Source organism: Micromonospora sp. NPDC049175 (assembly GCF_043197345.1).
GTDB lineage: Bacteria > Actinomycetota > Actinomycetes > Mycobacteriales > Micromonosporaceae > Micromonospora.
This window is the reverse complement of record NZ_JBICSY010000001.1, coordinates 89,805-106,417: the sequence shown is the minus strand read 5'-3', so window position 1 is coordinate 106,417 and position 16,613 is coordinate 89,805. Positions and strand designations below refer to the sequence as shown.

The 16,613-nt window shown below is 72.1% G+C and carries 14 protein-coding genes; 7 read left to right on the top strand and 7 right to left on the bottom strand.

The features are described 5' to 3' along the window. Nucleotides 1-9: 9 nt before the first annotated feature. Nucleotides 10-1,134 carry an LLM class flavin-dependent oxidoreductase gene (locus ACGFH8_RS00435; protein WP_393361123.1) on the top strand — a complete coding sequence of 375 codons (1,125 nt, stop codon included), beginning with the start codon at nucleotides 10-12 and terminating at the stop codon, nucleotides 1,132-1,134. A 13-nt stretch (nucleotides 1,135-1,147) separates the two neighbouring features. Here ACGFH8_RS00435 and ACGFH8_RS00430 read toward each other — a convergent pair whose 3' ends face one another. Genes ACGFH8_RS00430 through ACGFH8_RS00420 form a run of 3 tightly spaced genes read right to left on the bottom strand, consistent with a single transcriptional unit; the run spans nucleotide 1,148 to nucleotide 5,079 of the window. Then, nucleotides 1,148-1,804, bottom strand: a complete 657-nt coding sequence (locus ACGFH8_RS00430; RefSeq protein ID WP_393361120.1) for a response regulator — start codon at nucleotides 1,802-1,804, stop codon at nucleotides 1,148-1,150. Beyond that, nucleotides 1,801-3,096: a sensor histidine kinase gene (locus ACGFH8_RS00425; protein ID WP_393361117.1), complete on the bottom strand. Its 1,296-nt coding sequence runs from the start codon at nucleotides 3,094-3,096 to the stop codon at nucleotides 1,801-1,803. Before ACGFH8_RS00425 ends, ACGFH8_RS00430 begins: the two co-directional genes overlap by 4 nt. A 42-nt stretch (nucleotides 3,097-3,138) precedes the next feature. Next, complete coding sequence (locus ACGFH8_RS00420; RefSeq protein WP_393361114.1) at nucleotides 3,139-5,079, bottom strand: serine hydrolase domain-containing protein; 1,941 nt, start codon at nucleotides 5,077-5,079, stop codon at nucleotides 3,139-3,141. Nucleotides 5,080-5,400: 321 nt separating this feature from the next. Here ACGFH8_RS00420 and ACGFH8_RS00415 point away from each other — a divergent pair, with 321 nt between their 5' ends. Beyond that, on the top strand, nucleotides 5,401-6,090 hold the full coding sequence (locus ACGFH8_RS00415; RefSeq protein ID WP_393361111.1) for a hypothetical protein: 690 nt from the start codon (nucleotides 5,401-5,403) through the stop codon (nucleotides 6,088-6,090). Between the two features lie 187 nt (nucleotides 6,091-6,277). Beyond that, complete coding sequence (locus ACGFH8_RS00410) at nucleotides 6,278-6,982, top strand: hypothetical protein (RefSeq protein WP_393361108.1); 705 nt, start codon at nucleotides 6,278-6,280, stop codon at nucleotides 6,980-6,982. On the opposite strand, the gene ACGFH8_RS00405 is transcribed toward ACGFH8_RS00410, so the two are convergent. Beyond that, on the bottom strand, nucleotides 6,979-8,343 hold the full coding sequence (locus tag ACGFH8_RS00405) for a serine/threonine-protein kinase (protein ID WP_393361105.1): 1,365 nt from the start codon (nucleotides 8,341-8,343) through the stop codon (nucleotides 6,979-6,981). The two genes, ACGFH8_RS00410 and ACGFH8_RS00405, sit on opposite strands and share 4 nt — an antisense overlap. A 53-nt stretch (nucleotides 8,344-8,396) precedes the next feature. Here ACGFH8_RS00405 and ACGFH8_RS00400 point away from each other — a divergent pair, with 53 nt between their 5' ends. Together ACGFH8_RS00400 and ACGFH8_RS00395 are read left to right on the top strand one after the other, a co-directional pair. After that, on the top strand, nucleotides 8,397-8,948 hold the full coding sequence (locus ACGFH8_RS00400; protein ID WP_393361102.1) for an RNA polymerase sigma factor: 552 nt from the start codon (nucleotides 8,397-8,399) through the stop codon (nucleotides 8,946-8,948). Between the two features lie 179 nt (nucleotides 8,949-9,127). Continuing rightward, the gene (locus ACGFH8_RS00395) at nucleotides 9,128-11,212 is read left to right on the top strand and encodes a PQQ-dependent sugar dehydrogenase (protein ID WP_393361099.1); all 2,085 of its coding nucleotides are present in this window, start codon (nucleotides 9,128-9,130) and stop codon (nucleotides 11,210-11,212) included. Between the two features lie 19 nt (nucleotides 11,213-11,231). On the opposite strand, the gene helR is transcribed toward ACGFH8_RS00395, so the two are convergent. After that, nucleotides 11,232-13,361 (bottom strand): RNA polymerase recycling motor ATPase HelR, encoded by a 2,130-nt coding sequence (gene helR, locus ACGFH8_RS00390; RefSeq protein ID WP_393361096.1) that lies wholly within the window; start codon nucleotides 13,359-13,361, stop codon nucleotides 11,232-11,234. A 150-nt stretch (nucleotides 13,362-13,511) separates the two neighbouring features. Next, nucleotides 13,512-13,892, bottom strand: a complete 381-nt coding sequence (locus ACGFH8_RS00385; protein WP_393361093.1) for a YccF domain-containing protein — start codon at nucleotides 13,890-13,892, stop codon at nucleotides 13,512-13,514. A gap of 184 nt (nucleotides 13,893-14,076) precedes the next feature. On the opposite strand from ACGFH8_RS00385, the gene ACGFH8_RS00380 reads away from it, so the two are divergent. Continuing rightward, nucleotides 14,077-14,646, top strand: coding sequence for a hypothetical protein (locus ACGFH8_RS00380; protein WP_393361090.1), 570 nt, complete (start codon nucleotides 14,077-14,079; stop codon nucleotides 14,644-14,646). Between the two features lie 138 nt (nucleotides 14,647-14,784). After that, the gene (locus ACGFH8_RS00375) at nucleotides 14,785-15,726 is read left to right on the top strand and encodes a DUF4394 domain-containing protein (RefSeq protein WP_393361087.1); all 942 of its coding nucleotides are present in this window, start codon (nucleotides 14,785-14,787) and stop codon (nucleotides 15,724-15,726) included. Nucleotides 15,727-15,801: 75 nt separating this feature from the next. Here ACGFH8_RS00375 and ACGFH8_RS00370 read toward each other — a convergent pair whose 3' ends face one another. Next, nucleotides 15,802-16,542, bottom strand: coding sequence for a hypothetical protein (locus tag ACGFH8_RS00370; RefSeq protein ID WP_393361084.1), 741 nt, complete (start codon nucleotides 16,540-16,542; stop codon nucleotides 15,802-15,804). Between the last annotated feature and the right edge of the window lie 71 nt (nucleotides 16,543-16,613).

Genomic DNA, 16,613 nt, shown 5'->3' with positions numbered 1-16,613 from the left:
GGGACCACGATGCCGTCCACGCCACTGTCCATCCTCGACCTGTCCCCGGTGCCCGCCGGCGGCACCGTCACCGACGCCCTGCGTAATACCGTCGACCTGGCCCGCCGGGCCGAGCAGTCCGGCTACCACCGCTACTGGCTGGCCGAGCACCACCTCGCCGCCGGTGTCGCCAGTTCCGCGCCGGCCGTGCTGATCGGGCAGATCGCCGCGGCCACCAGCGTGCTCCGCGTCGGCTCCGGGGCCGTCCAGGTCGGGCACCGGACCGCCCTGTCGGTGGTCGAGGAGTTCGGCACCCTCGCCGCCCTGCACCCCGGCCGCATCGACCTCGGGCTGGGTCGCTCCGGCCAGCGGCGCATCGAGGCGGCCCGGGAGAGCGCCGCGCCCGCCCCGCCGCCGGTGGCGGCTCGGGTGGTCGACGGGCTGCTCATCCCGCCACCGTTCTCGTACGCCCAGGTGCTCGCCTCGCCACGCTTCGCCCTGAGCACCGCACTGCTGCACCAGCCGGGCGCCCAGCCACCACCCTTCGCCGAGCAGGTGGCCGACGTGCTGGCCCTGCTGCGCGGCGACTACGCCGACGCCGACGGCCTGGACGCGCACGCCGTGCCGGGAGAGGGCACCGACCTGCAGGTGTGGCTGTTGGGCAGCAGCGGAGGGGAGAGCGCGCAACTCGCTGGCGCGCTGGGCCTGCCCTTCGCCGCCAACTACCACGTCAGCCCCTCGTCGATCCTCGACGCGGTCGCCGCCTACCGGGCCGCGTTCCAACCCTCGCCCACGCTCGCCGAGCCGTACGTGGTGGTCTCCGCCGACGTGGTCGTCGCCGAGACCGACGACACGGCCCGCCGGTTGGCCGCACCGTACGGGCCGTGGGTGCGCAGCATCCGCAGCGGCGAGGGCGCGATGCCCTTCCCGAGCCCCGAGCAGGCCGCCGCGCTGCCGTGGACCGACGACGACCGCGATCTCGTCGCCGACCGGGTGGACACCCAGTTCGTCGGATCACCACCGACGGTGGTCGAGCGGCTGCGCACCCTGCGGGACGTCACTGCGGCCGACGAGCTGCTCGTCACCACGATCACCCACGCGCACGCCGACCGGGTCAGCTCCTACGAGCTGCTCGCCAAGGAGTGGAACGACTGAGGCGGTGCGCCCGTCAGGGGCGGGCCACCCCGTTCTGGTACGCCCACACGACGGTCTGCAGCCGGTCCCGTGCGCCGATCTTGCCCATGGCGCGCCCGAGGTGCGACTTGACGGTGCTGGTCTCGATGAACAGCCGGTCGGCGATCTCGACGTTCGACAGCCCCTGCGCGAGCAACTGCACGATCTCGGTCTCCCGCGCGGTGAGCTGGTGGGCCGTCGCGGCGTCCGAGCGGGGCGCGGGGGTGCGCCTGGCGAATTCCGAGATCACCCGGCGGGTGACGGCCTGGTCGACGAGGCCGTACCCGTCGGCGAGGCGACGGACCGCCTCGACGAGGTCCTCCGGTTCGCAGTCCTTGAGGATGAATCCGCTGGCGCCGGCCTCCAGCGCGCCGAAGACGTACTCGTCGAGGTCGAACGTCGTCACCACGAGCACCGCCGGTGGCGTTCCGGCGGCGTCCGCGAGGATCTGCCGGGTCGCGGTGAGCCCGTCGCCGTGTGGCATCCGGACGTCCATGCAGATCACGTCGGGTTGCAGTCGACGGGCCAGGTCGGCGGCGGCCGTACCGCTGGACGCCTCCGCGACGACCTCGATGTCGCCGGCCTCTTCGAGGATGACGCGGAAGCCGGCGCGGACGACCGCCTGGTCGTCGACGAGCATCACTCTGATCATGCCGGGGCCTCTCCCTCTGCCGGCGACGCGACGGGGTCGTTCGTCGGTAGCGTCGTGGTGACCGACCAACCGCCGGCGGTGGTCGGGCCGGCCGCGAAACTCGCGCCGATGAGCTGTGCGCGCTCGCGCATGCCGACCAGGCCGACACCGCCGGTGCGCGGCGCCGGCACGGTACGCCGGGCGGCGGGTTCGTTCACCACCTCCAGGGACACCGAGCGGGGCCGGAAGCGGAGCACCACCCGCGCCGCCGCGCCCGGGGCGTGCTGACGGGCGTTGCTGAGCGACTCCTGCGCGATCCGGTAGAGCGCGACGTCGGCGATCGGCGACACCGCACGCTGCTGCCCCTCGCGGACGAACTCGACCGGACCGGCGAGGGTGCCGACGGTGCGGACCAGGTCGTCGAGCATGCCCAGGCCCGGCACCGGTGTGGCGCCGTCGCCGCCCTCGTGTCCCGGGCGGCCGCGCAGCACGCCGACGACCAGCCGCAGGTTGTCCAGGGTCTCCTTGCCCTGGCTCCGGATCCAGGCCACCCCGGCCTTCGCGGCTGCCGGGTCCCGGTCGATCAACCGCTCGACCGCCGCCGCCTGCACGACCATGCCGGAGAGGTGGTGGGCCGCCACGTCGTGCAGCTCCCGGGCCATCCGGGTGCGCTCCGCGCCGATCGCCCCCTGGATCTTCGTCTGCTGTTCCCGGACCGCCTCCTCCGCCCGCACCCGGACCAGCTCCACATAGCGCCGGGACGTGGCCACGTACGTGCCGACGAATGTCGCGCCGAGGTAGGTCAGCGCGCTCGCGGAGACGTACGCGACGCCCGTCAGGAGATCGGGGGTCACCACGAAGGCCGCCCCGACCGACTCCACCAGCACGGCCGCGCCGACGGCCAGCAGCGCGCGCCGGGACGGCAGCACCGACCCGATGGTGTACGCCACGACGAACGGCGCGACGCCCCGGACGGTCGCCTCGGGCAGCGAGACGCCGATGACGGGCAGTTGGAGGCCGACGACGAGCGCGAGGCAGAGCAGCGGGCGGACCCGACGCAGGCACAGCAGCATCGCCTGGACGCAGCAGACGGCGATGAGCAGCCACGCCCGCGTCGGGTCGAAGGACACCCCGTCCTCCGGTGCCACGAACCAGATCAGCACCGTCAACAGGACGAACGTCAGGACGGTCAGGGCCGCCGCGAGCAGGCAGTCCCGGGGGAACACCCCGGTCACGCCGAGTCGGGTGAGGCGTTCGTCGAGCCACCTCGTCAGTCGCGGCGAGCCGGGTTCGGTGCCGGTGTGGTCCCTCATGCGGTGCGCATCCTCGCTCCGGATCGTCCCGGGTCGGGCGGGTCAGTAGGAGATGCTAGGCGCGAGCAGCCGGAACTCCACGGCGAACCAGCCCGCACCGGCGAGGGCGAGCAGGAGCAGGGCGCTGCCGGCGATCCTGCGCCAGCCGAGGTGGCGTCGGACGTCGTCGGCCAGCCGCACGGCGGCGGGCAGCACACCGAGCAGACCGACAAGTTGCAGCACCTGAACGGCGCGCAGGACACCACCGGGGATCTCCCGCAGGCTCATGATGCTGCTGATGGCCAGCACCCACCCGGCCAGGGCGAGGAGCGTGCCGGCGACGGCGACGCGGCTCAGGATCCGCGCGGTGCGCCCGGCCCGCTCGCGCGGGGCGCGGCCGAGCCGGCGGCGGACGAGCGCGCCGACCGGCCAGGACAGCACGGTCAGCAGCAGCACGACCGTCGAGACGGCGAGCACCGGGACGGCCACCGTCGAGGCGCGGGCGGGCTCGACGGGCAGCAACGCGAACGCGGAGTCGAAACCGATCGCCTCGATCCGGTCGTCGGTTGCCCGCATGGCGATCGTGCGCTGCCCGCCGACCTCCCGCCAGACCCAGGGGGCCACCTCCTCGTAGCGGGCGGGGGAGTCGGACAGCGGCCCGGGCTCGAACAGCAACCGGTCGCCGTCGGTGACGCTCACCGTCGTCCGCCCGACCAGGCCGATCGCCGTCAGGAAGTTGCTCCGTATCGCTCGCGAGGACTCGTACGTGCCGGCTGCCAGCGCGGCGTGCTCGGCGGTGGTTGCCGGGTCGACGCCGGCGGTCGGCTGCCCGCCGCGGGCGGGGAAGTAGCGGTCGGCGAAACCGTTCACGACCGACTCGCGGAGTTCGTGGCTGGCGAGCGCCCCCGAGCCGTTGCTGTTGAGTGAGAGGAAGATGCCGGTCCGGTCGTCGGGGTAGATCTGCAGGTGGGTGTGGAAGTACGCGGTGTCGCCGCCGTGGCCGAGGATCCGGTGGCCGTTGCGGCTCTCGTCGAAGAAGCCGAGGGTCATCCGGGGTCCGTCGGCCAGGGTGCCGAGCGATGTCGCGTCGAGTGCCGGGCGCTGCATCAGCTCGCGGGTCGGCGGGTCCAGCAGTGCCCCGAAACCGACGGGCTCCCCGAGTTGGGCGAGCATGAACCGTGCCATGTCCGTGGCCGGGGCGCTCAGCGCGCCGGGCGGGGGCGTGCCGATGATCTCGAAGGGCGCGGCGGGTGCGCCGGAGGTGTCGTACCCCTTGGACATCCGCTCGCGCAGCGGCGTCGGCAGGGGCTGCTCGAAGCTCGACGACGGCATGCCCGCCCGGTCCAGGATGTTGCGCTGGACGTACTCCTCGAAGCGCGTCCCCGTGACGCGCTCGACGACGTAACCCGCGACCGCGTTGCCGTAGTTGGAGTACGCCGGGACCGTGCCCGGCTCGTAGATCTGCTCCGGCGGGTCGGTCACCAGCGCCCGGCGCAGGTTGACGGTGCCGCCGCCGGTGCCGATGAGGCCGGCGACCCGCTCCTCGAAACCGGCGGTGTGCGTCAGCAGGTGCCGCAGGGTGACGGCTCGCTCGAAGCCGCGCGGCAGGCGGAAATCGAGGTACGTCTGGACGTCGGCGTCGAGGTTCAGCTTGCCGCTCTGCACGAGTTGCAGGACGGCGGTGGCGGTGACGAGCTTCGACACCGATCCCATCCGGAACAGATGCCGGTCCGGGTCGACAGGCACCGCCCCGACGCCACCGTCACCGGTGTCGGCGTGGCCGTACCCCCGGGTGGTGACAATGCGGCCATTGTGGACGACGGCGACGGTGGCCCCGGCGATGCCGGTGCGGTCCAGCGCGGCAGGCAACAGACCGTCGAGCCAGGCGTTGACGTCGGCGTCGGTCAGGGCGGAGGCCGCCCCGTTCGCGGCAGCCGGTGCCGCCGGAGCGTCGACTGGTGGCGCGGGAGCGCTCTGCCCCGCGCCACAGCCCGCGGTGCTCACGGCGATGACGACAGCGGTCGCCACCACCGCGCCGAGGCGGACGACGGGCCGTGCGATTCGGGCGGAGCGGGATGGGGAAGAGGAAAGAGATCGCATCGTCGGTTACTGCCTTTCCAGGCGAACGGGTGTCCGGAGCAGGTCCGTACGGCGTCACCCGACGCCCTGGGCCAAGCCTGTTCCAGCGATCGCACCCCGCCATCTGGCGCAGGACGGCAATGCGCCTACGACCTGAGGAGGAGGGGCATGTGCACCGGCGCGTGAACCACCTCCCGCACCTGTGCATCAAACCAAGTGACAGATCCCGTAGAGAAAGGACCTCTCATGCGCGGCAGACTGCTTGTCGGTGTGGTGCTCACCCTTACGTTCGTCGGCGGTTGCACGTCACCGATGGACCGGGTCGGCGGCGACGCGGCGCCCGCCGGCTCCCCGTCCGCCAGCGTGAGCCCGACACCGAGCGATCCGGCGTCGGCCACCCCCAGCCCGACCGCTCCGGCCAGCCCCACCCCGGCCACCAGCACCACCGGGCCGGCCAAGCCGCCGAGCGAGATCAGGCGGACCGACTGGCCCAACGCGGTCATCAACAACCTGAAATTCTGCGGTGGCTCCGCCACTGTCACGTTCCGCAGCGGATCGAACGGCGCCCCCGTGCCGTGCCGGATCCTGCCGGGCGGCGCGCGCCCGGTGTACGCCGAGTTCCTCGTCGAGGAGCCCGCGATCGCGCCGTCCACCGAGGATGCCCTCGTCCTCGTTCAACTGGGCGATCCCGGCTCCCGACGGGCACAGGCCCTGGTGCCCGTCCAGCTCTCCGACACCGGCGGGAAGCGGTCCGCGTGGCGGCCCATTCTGATCGGCAGCGGCAACCACGCCGACGAGATCGAGACGTTCATCTCGTACCGGGTGGTGGGCGAGCAGGTGCAGGCCACCGTCCGCAAGCTCGATGGCAGCACCGAGAAGCGGCAGTGGCGCAACGCCGACGGCCACGGAGACTGGGAACTGACTACCGTTTCGTGACCATCGACGCGTGCACCCGCAACGTGCTGAGGATCTTCGCTCCCGCGAGAACACGGCACCGCACCTGCGACCTGAGGAGGAGAGGCGTGCGCACCGGCGGTGGAAAGATCCTCGCTCGTTGCGTGAACCACCTCCCGCGTCTGGGCATCAAATGTGGTGACGGATCCCGCAGAGGAAAGGACCACCTATGCACGGCAAACTGCTCGTCGGTGTGGCACTCGGCGTCACGCTCGGCGCTGGCTGCACCCCATCGGTAGACCGGCAAGACGGTGACGCGGTGCCCGCCGGCTCTTCCGCGGGCAGCGCGAGCCCGTCGGCGTCGAGCGCCCCGACGCCCGCCAGCTCCGGCCCGGGTACGCCGGCCACCGCCGGCGCCACCCAGGGTGCTCCCGTCTCCGGCACCTCCGGGCCGGCCACCCAGGTGAGCGAGATCAGGCAGACCGACTGGCCCAACGCGGTGATTCGCAAGCTGACCTTCTGCAGCGAGTCCGACGACGCCGTGGTGTTCCGCAACGGGTCGAACGGGTTCGACGTGCCGTGCCGGATCCTGCCCGGCGGCGCGCAGCCGGTGTACGGCGAGTTCATCGTCGAGGAACCGGCGAACGCGCCGTCGACCGAGGACGCGCTCGTCCTCGTCGAACTGGGCAACGCGAACGCCTCACGACGCCAGGCGCTCGTGCCCGTGCAGCTCTCGGACAACGGCCGGGGACGCCAGGCGTGGCCGGCCATCAGGGGAGACCAGCCCGGTTCCGGAGTTGACCAGGTCATGACGTTCGTCTCGTACCGGCTGGTGGGCCAGAACGTGGAGGCCACCGTCCGCACGATCGACGGCGGCACCGAGACCCGCCGGTGGCGCAAGGCCGACGGCAGCGGCAACTGGGAGCGGTACTAAGGCTCGGCCGTGGTGCCGGTCACGCGCAGCGTGTCCAGGATCTCGTCGGTGCGATCCGCGCCCGCGGTCTGTCTGACCTGGACCCAGACGTCGAGGGTGCCGTTGGCCGTGGTCAGGATGACCTCGCTGAAGGTCGTCGTGGTGTTGGCGCACCGCGTCCAGCGCCGGACGGTCCCGCTGAGGCTGCCGACCGTGATCGTGCGGTCGGCAGCACGGGTGCAACGGTTGTGGCCGGTCAGAGTGGGCGGGACCGTCGCGGTGGTGCGAGTCCGGCTCACCCCGACGAACACGCCGGGCGTGGGACTGTTCGCGTTGGACCACTCGGTGAGGTCGGGCCCGACGACCAGGCCCGGGTAGTGTGCGCCGGGCGGGCCGATCACTCCCGGTTTCCAGCCGCCGTCGCGGAGGTGCCGGGCCCAGTCGTCGGGCACGGCGACGGAGATGGTGCCGGTCGCGTCGCGTACCCGGGTCCAGCCCGGCGGCGTGGCGGAGGCGGCCGACGAACCGGCCAGGACCAGCGTCGTGACCACCGTGCCGACGGTGGTGAGGGCCCGGCGGGCGCGCCGTGGCGACGGCCGGGCCGGACCCGTTCGTGGGGCCAGTAGGCCCTCCAGCGCGGCGGCGTACGCGGCAGCGCTGGGCCAGCGGCGGTCCGGATCACGGTGCAGGGCGCGGCGGACGACGCGCTCGACCACGGCGGGTACGGCCGACGCGGTCTGCCCCGCCTGCCCCGGCGGCGCTCCGGTCATCATGTGCTGGGTCAGGGCGCCCATCGCGTAGACGTCGGCGCGCGCGTCCAGCGTGCCGCCCGCGACGAGCTGTTCCGGTGCCATGTAACCGGGCGTGCCGGCGACGAGCGTGAACCCGGACGCGTGCGCGAGGGCCTTGGCCAGTCCCAGGTCGGCGACCAGCACCCGGGCTCCGGCGGCGGTGGTGTCGAAGAGGACGTTCGAGGGTTTGAGGTCCCGGTGCAGCACTCCCTTGTCGTGCAGGACCGCCACGGCCCGGGCGATGTCGGCGGCGGTCCGTAGCGCCTCGCGTACCGGCATCGGGCCGTCGGCCAGCCGATCGGCGAGCGTGCCGCCTCCGGCGTACGTCATCACCAGGTACGGCCGGCCGTCGGGCAGCTCGCCGATGTCCAACACCCGGACCAGGTGGTCGGAGTCCACCTGCCGCATGAACCGGGCCTCCTGGCGGAAACGCGCCCGGATGTCGGCCCGTTGCGACCAGTTCTCGGCGAGCACCTTCACGGCCACCGGGGCCTGCAACTCGTCGTCGTACGCCAGCCACACGGTGGCGAACGCGCCGGCACCGACCGGGCGTGCGACGCGGTACCGGCCGATCTGCGGCGGAATGGACACCGCCGTATTATCCGGCACCGCGGCAACGGTGTCGCACGAGCGGGGGAGCGCCGGTGGTGGAGGAGTCGTCGACCGAGGAGCTGGCACGCCGGGCGGCGACCGGCGACAGCGCGGCACGTGACGAATTGCTGGCGGCGATCGGTCCGCGGGTCCTCGAGCAGTGTGGCCGGTTCCTGCCCTGTCAGCAGGACGCGGAGGAGGCGGCGCAGGACGCGTTGCTGCAGGTGGCCAGGAACATCGAGCGATTCGAGGGTCGGTCGCTCTTCTCGACCTGGTTGCATGTCGTGGTCGCCAACTGTGCCCGCCAGACCTATCGGTCGCTGCGGCGACGGGCAGCCGAGCGGCCGAGTCCGCTGCTGCCCGTCGAGATTGCCGATCCCCGTACGACGAGCGTCATCGCCGGGTCGCGTCTCGATCTGCTCGACGCGTTGGACCGGCTGGAGGCCCACCGGCCGGAGTTGGTGACGGCGCTCGTGCTGCGGGACCTGTGCCAGCTGGACTACCAGGAGATGGCCGAGCAGTTGGGCGTGCCGGTCGGCACGCTGAAGTCGCGGATCCATCACGCCCGCCGGCACGTCCGGGAGTCGTTGCAGGGCGGGGACTAGGGCGGCGGCCCCTGCCGGACATCGCATCGATCTGGGGTTTTGTCGCCGATCACCTGACATCGTTTGACATGCGCCGGCGACCCATCTTTGATATTCGATGTTCACAGTTCGACTTGGTCGGGCGCCGGGCCATCCGGTGCCGGGGGCGGTCCGGTCGACGCCCCGACCCTGGAGGACTGATGGCAGCCTTCGCGCGGCCCAACCCACGCCACGCACGACGACGACGGCTACTGCCGGCGGCGATGGCAGCGGTGACGCTGCTGACCGTCGCGATCGGCGTACCCGCATCGGCCGCGGTGGCCTCGACGGTGGTCGGCGTGGCCTCGGGCCGCTGCCTGGACGTCGTCGGCAACGTCCGGACGGCCGGCGCCGGCGTCAACATCTACGACTGCAACGGTCAGGCCAACCAGGCCTGGACGTTCACCTCGGCCGGCGAGCTGCGGGTCTACGACGAGACGATGTGCCTGGACGTGGTCGGTCAGGACACCACCGCGCCGGCCACCCTGCAGATCAACACCTGCACCGGTGGCGCCAACCAGCGCTGGCGGATCAACACCAACGGGACCATCGTCGGCGTCCAGTCCAGCCTGTGCCTGGACGTCAACGGCGCCGGCACCGCCAACAGCACCCTGGTGGGTCTCTGGACCTGCAACGGGCAGGCCAACCAGCGCTGGACGACGGCGCTGGGCAGCTCCGACGCCCAGCCGCCCACGGCGCCGGGCAGCCCGCGGGTCAGCGGCCTGACGTGCAACTCCGTGACCTTCGCCTGGAACGCCTCGACGGACAACGTCGCGGTGGCCTTCTACGACATCTACCACGACGGTCAGCTGATGACGTCGGTGAGCGGCTCGACGCTGTCCGCAAGCCTCACCGTGGTCGCCGGAGCGACCTGGGGCCTGTACGTCAACGCCCGCGACGCCGCCGGCAACGTGTCCCAGGCGAGCAGCACCGTGTCGATCACGCCCCCGCAGTGTCAGGCCGACACCCAGGCGCCGACCGCGCCGCAACAGCTCACCGGCAGCGCCTCGGGCACCACCGTGACCCTGCGCTGGACCGCGTCCACCGACAACGTCGGCGTCCGGGCGTACGACGTCTTCCGGGGTGGCGTGAAGGTCGGCACGGTCACCGGCACGCCCCCGGCGACCACCTTCACCGACAGCGGGCTGGCGGCGAACACCGCGTACCAGTACTACGTGGTGGCCCGGGACGCGCAGGACAACACCTCCTCGCGCAGCGCCACCACGACGGTGACCACGGGCGCGGGCTGCGGCAACCCGGTGTGCGGGGTGCGCCAGGTCACCACCGACACCGACATCCCGTGGGGGCTCGTCACGCTGTCGGACGGCACCGTGCTCTACAACCGCCGCGACGCGCACGACGTCATCCAGCTCAACCCCACCACCGGGGTCAAGACCAACCTGGGCACGGTGCCGAACGTGCAGAGCACCGACGGTGAGGGCGGCCTGCTCGGGCTCGCCGTGTCGGCCAGCTTCGCCAGCGACCGCTGGCTGTACATCATGCACACCTCGCCCAGCGACAACCGGATCGTGCGGATCAAGTTCGAGAACGGCCGCCTCAACACCTCCAGCGAGCAGGTGCTGGTCAGCGGCATCCGACGCAACAAGTACCACGACGGTGGTCGGCTGCGCTTCGGCCCGGACGGCAAGCTGTACGCCAGCACGGGCGACGCGCAGAACGGCAACTACGCGCAGGACCGCTCGGCCCTCGAAGGCAAGATCCTGCGCCTCAACCCGGACGGCACCGTCCCCTCGGACAACCCGTTCGGCAACTACGTGTGGAGCTACGGCCACCGCAACCCGCAGGGGCTGGCGTTCGACTCGCAGGGCCGGCTGTGGGAGCAGGAATTCGGCAACTCGATCATGGATGAGACCAACCTGATCACGAAGGGCGGCAACTACGGCTGGCCGGCGTGTGAGGGCACCAGCGGCACCTGCGGCACCGCCGGGTTCATCGCACCGGCGCGCACCTATCCGACCGCGGACGGGTCCTGCTCCGGGATCGCGATCGTGCGGGACGCGCTCTACGTGGCCTGTGCCCGGGGCGCGCGGATGTACCGCGCGGTGATCAGCGGCAGCAGCCTGACGAACGTGCAGACGTACTTCAGTGGCACCTACGGTCGCCTGCGGACGGTGGAGCCGGCTCCGGACGGCGGGCTGTGGCTGACCACCACGACCACCGGCGACAAGGACAGCACCCCGAACAACAGCAACGAGAGGATCCTGCACGTCACGTTGGGCAACTGACAGCCGTGGGCCGGGCGGCTCAGCACCTCGTCAGGATGACGAGCTGCTGGGTCGCTCGGGTCATCGCGACGTAGCGGTCCACCGCCCCCTCGACGCCGGTGCCGAACGCCTCCGGGTCGATCAGCACGACCAGGTCGAACTCGAGACCCTTGGCCTGCTCCGGGCTCAGCGACCGGACCCGCGACGTCGGCGCGAACGTCGGGTCGCCGATCACGCAGGCGGTCCCGTCGGTGTGTGCGGTGAGCCAGGCGTCCAGGATCGCGCCCAGCTCGGCCACCGAGCCGCGCACGACGGGAAGCCCGTTGCCGCGGATGGAGGTCGGCACGTTGGCGTCCGGGAGCACGGCCCGGATGACCGGCTCGGCCTCCGCCATGACCTCCTCCGGGGTCCGGTAGTTGATGCTCAGCGAGGCCAGGGTGATCCGGTCGAACCCGACCCGCTCAAGGCGTTCCTGCCACGACTCGCTGAACCCGTGTCGGGCCTGGGCGCGGTCCCCGACGATCGTGAGACTGCGCGACGGGCACCGCGCCAGCACCATCTGCCACTCGGCGTCGGTCAACTCCTGGGCCTCGTCCACGACGATGTGCGCGAACGGGCCGGCCAGCAGGTCCGGCTCCGCGGTGCGCACCGCGGACTCGCCGGCCAGGACGTCGTGCAGGTCGGGCTGGCGCAGCATCGTCAGCAGCCCCTCACCGTCGTCGTAGGCGTCGGCCGCGAGCAGTTCGTCGACGACCCGGGCGCGGTGTTCGCGTTCCACCTCGGCGGCCGGGTCGTGTCGCTGCGTGTGCCCCGACGCGACGCCGAGGCGCCGCCGGGCCGCGTCCAGCAGCGGCAGGTCGGAAACGGTCCAGGCCCGGGGGTCGTCACGCTGGAGCTTCCGTACCTCCGCCGGGCTGAGCCAGGGCGCGCACGTGCGCAGGTACGCGGGCACCGACCACAGGTCTCCCACCAGGTCGGCCGCGTCGAGCAACGGCCAGGCCCGGTTGACGGCGGAGCGCAGCTCGCGGTTGCGCGACAGCGACAGGCGCAGCACGTCGTCCGGCTCGTCGCCGTCGTACCTGTCCACGAGGATCGTGAGCAACTCCGCCCAGATCTCGTCGCGCGCCTCGTTGTGCGGGGTGCCCGGCCCCGCCGCCTGGAACGCGTCGGCCCAGTCGTCGGCGCTCAGCCGGATGTCGGCCTCGTCGGTCGTGACGGTCATCGGCGCGCCGGGCGGGTCCTCGTAGAACCGGACGGCCGCCTCGATCGCCCCGACCAGGTCCGCCGAGGACTTCAGCCGGGCCACCTCCGGGTCGGGCTCGACGATCGCCGCGCCGCCCTCCTCGACGAGGTCGCGAAGGGTGCAGGTCTGTACGTCCTCCTCGCCGAGACTGGGCAGGACGTCGGAGACGTAGGCCAGGTAGGGCTGGTGCGGCCCGACGAAGAGCACTCCGCCTCGGCGTTGGCCCAGGCGTGGGTCGGAGTAGAGCAGGTAGGCGGTGCGGTGCAGCGCGACGACCGTCTTCCCGGTGCCCGGACCGCCGTCCACGACGAGCGCGCCGGCAGATCCCGCCCGGATGATGGCATCCTGGTCGGCCTGGATGGTGCTGAGCACGTCCCGCATCCGGGCGGATCGGGCGCTGCCCAGACTGGCGATGAACGCGGACTGGTCGTCGAGCGCGACGGCGTGCTCCACGAACCCGTCCGAGGTGAACACCTCGTCCCAGTAGTCACTGATCCGGCCCCGCGTCCACCGGTACCGGCGACGGCTGGCCAGACCCATCGGGTTGGCGTGGGTCGCGCCGAAGAACGGCTCGGCGGCGGGTGAGCGCCAGTCGAGCAGCAGCCGCCGACCCGTGCTGTCGGTGAGGCCGCGCCGCCCGACGTACGCGGGCTCGGGCTCGTCCGCACCGACCACGTGGCCGAGACACAGGTCCAGGCCGTAGCGACTGAGCGCACGCAGGCGGTCGGTCAGCCGGCGGATCTCCTCGTCCCGGTCCATCGCCTGCCGGCCCCTGCCGCCGGGCGCCCGGCGCTCGGCGGCAAGGCGTTCGGAGAGTTCGGCGTTCAGCCGGTCCAGGTGCTGCGCCATCGTGGCGAAGTGCTGCTCGTCCCGGGCGATGAGCGTCGGGTCGGCCTTGGGGGAGAGGTGCGCGGGGAGATCGAACACGGAGGTAGGCAGGGAACTCAAATGACGTCCAATTCGGCAGATTCTGGTCTCGGCCGACGAATTCTGCGGCACGACCCGGGTCTTGCCGCAAGCCCCCCAGTGCGCTATATGTTAGAAGTGGCGGGGACCGAGGGTCCCCGTTTTCCAAGCTCAGGGCGTGTCCACGACCTCGCGGCCGAGGGGCCAGAACGCCGCCGGCACGAGCTTGAAGTTGGCGATGCCGAACGGGATCCCAATGATCGTCACGCAGAGGGCGATGCCCGCGACGACGTGGGACAACGCGAGCCACCAGCCCGCCAGCACCAGCCAGAGGATGTTCGCCACCCCGGAGGCCACGCCCGCGCCGGGCTTCGGCACCAGGGTGCGGCCGAAGGGCCACAGCGAGTAGACGGCGAGGCGCAGCGACGCCACGCCGAACGGGATGGTGACGACCAGGACGAAGCAGATGAGTGCGGCGACGCCGTACCCGACCGCCAGCACGATGCCACCGCCGAAGATGAGCCACAGCACATTCAGTACGAAACGAATCACCCCTCCAGCATGAGCGATGCTCGCCACCCGACCGTCGCCGCACGCCGCCCCGCCGATCTGGCGCGCCTGAGGGGCGAGGGCGCACCGAGGGTCTGCTCGGTGGGAAACCTGAGGCGGAACCCAGGGCCGGGCGAGGGATCTTCCCGGAGGCTGGCGGGGCGCCGACGACCAGATGATGATCGGCATGAAACGCGCAGCGCTCTACGTGATCGCCGGACCGGTCGGCATCGCCGCCTACGGCCTGGTCCGCCTGTGGGCACGATCCGACGGTGTGTACGGCCCGGGGATCGACTGGCAGGCCGCCCATCTGGTCGCGCTCGCCGGCATGGTGTGCTTCGTACCGGGTGTGCTCGCGCTGTCCCGCCTCCTGCCGCGCAGCCCCTGGCGCACCGGGGTGGTGACCCTCACGATGGTGGGGCTCGCCGCGACGATGGTGCAGTTCGGCGCCGACATCGTGGAGGGTCTCCTGGCCGCGGACCGGGCGGAGATGTCGGCGCTCGGCGCGGACTTCAAGGACATCCCCGGCGTCGAGGTGGCCTTCTACGACGTCGTACCCCAGTTCTTCTTCCTCGGCCTGGTCATCCTCGCGGGCATGCTCGCCGCGAGACGGCGGCTGCCGTGGTGGAGCGTGCCGCTCCTGGTCGCCGGCATCGTCCTACCGGTCGTCACCCTCGACCTGCTGCCCGTCGCCGGCCTGGCCATGCTGGTGGCGCTCGCGCCGGCGCTGCCGGCCCTCCGAAGGGAATTCGGATAGTACGTGATCCGACAGTAACCGCGAAGTTGGCCGTATAGCGTCTGACCTGGGCAAACGTTCTGATTGGACCGATCGGGACGACCCACTCCGATGCCACTGCCGGGCATTTCCCGTATTCCGCGCAAGGAAGGCCCGCCCATGCATCGCACGATCCATCGAGGACTGCTCCTGACCGGCACAGCCGTCGTCATCGCACTGCTGACGACCTCGACGGGCGCTGCGGCCCGGCCGGACCGCGTCGCGTCGGCGCGTACCTCGTCCCCCGCTCTGGCGTTGTTGGACGCCGGCCCCTGCACGATTCTGTGGGACCTGCTCAACGCCGGTGGCCGCAACGGTCGGGTGGCGGTCGGTCTGACCGAGGACCAGCAGTTGTTGAAGTTCGCCGCCAACCGACCGGAGCTGCCCTGCGTGATCGGCACCGTGGACCTGCCCGGCGCGGAGAACCTCGTGGGCATCGACTACCGGGTCCAGGACGGCCGGCTCTACGGCGTCGGGAACAACGGCGGCATCTTCACCCTGTCCACGAGCACCGCCGCCGCCACCAAGGTCAGCCAGTTGACCGTCCCCCTCAGCGGGTCGTTCTTCGGCGTCGACTTCAACCCGGCCGCCGACCGCCTGCGCATCATCAGCGACGTGGGCCAGAATCTGCGGCACAACGTCAACGTCGGCGGCGTCACCCTCGCCGACGGCACCCTCACCTACCCGCCCGCGGTCGCCGCCGCCCCCGGCCTGACCGCGGCGGCCTACACGAACATCGACCTCGATCCGTCCACCGCGACCACGTTGTTCGACATCGACACCAACCTCGACCAGGTCGCGCTGCAGTCCCCGGCCAACTCCGGCCAACTCGTCGCCACCGGCAGCCTGGGCGTGGCCGCCAACCCACGGGCCGGCCTCGACATCCACAGCACCCTGCGCGGCGGACGAGCGGTGAGCAACAACGCCTACGCCGTCCTCAACGGCGGCTTCCCCAGCCAGGTGTACCAGATCGACCTGCTCACCGGCGCGGCACAGCTGACCGGCGCGTTCGCCGTGAAATACCTGGTCATCGATCTCGCGCTGCACCTCAACCAGCAGTAGGCCGGGTGTCCGGCAGGGGGTGGCCCACCGTCGGGTGGGTCACCCCCGGGCCGTGCTCCGGCCGGCGCGTGCCGGTCAGTTCGGCAGACCGGTGCAGGCGGCCCCGTCGATGGCGCACGCGTCGGGGGCGGCGCCGGCGGGCGTGCCGTTGACCCGGAACGTCACCCGGACCGACGCGTTGCCGAGCGCCGGACCGGTGCTGCCGTCCGGCACGAACGTCCACACCGCGCCGTCGCGGCTGGCCCGCGCGCCCTCGACCGCGCTGACCCGCAGCGACTCCCGGGGAAACGTGAGCACCAACGTCCACTGTGCCGCCGGCGCCGGTTCGGGGTTGGTGATCGTCACGGCCGCACCGTAACTGAGCAGGGCGGTGTCCTCGATGGTGAAGGCGGCGGTCCGGGCGGCCGGCGGGGGCGCGGCCGTCGACCCGGTCGGCGCGGGCCTGGTCGTGGCCCCGACGGTCGGTGGGACCGCGGTGACCGAGGCGGACGGCGGGGGAGCGGCCGCCGCCGGGCTGGTGGCCGCCGGTCGTGCCCGCGCCTGGGGAGTGCCGGCCGGCGGAGTGCCCGCCTGATCCACCGACAGTGGCGGGTCGAGAGTCACCGGCGCCAGCTTCCCCGGCGTACGCAGCACCCCGGCGACGAGTACGGCTGTCGTGACCAGCACCCCGAGCACCGCGACCACCGCCACCCAGATGACCCGCGAGGCGTCGTCCCGGCCGGTGAGCACCCGCCGGGCGGCGGTGGCGAAGGCCACGATCCGGTCCAGCAGGATGATCGCCACGGTACGGCGTGGCTGGGGTGGTGTTGCCGGCACTGCCTGTCTCCCCTTCGGTTCGTCGCCGGAGGCCCGTCCGCGATCGGGCCGGATCGCGGCTGGCCGCTGTC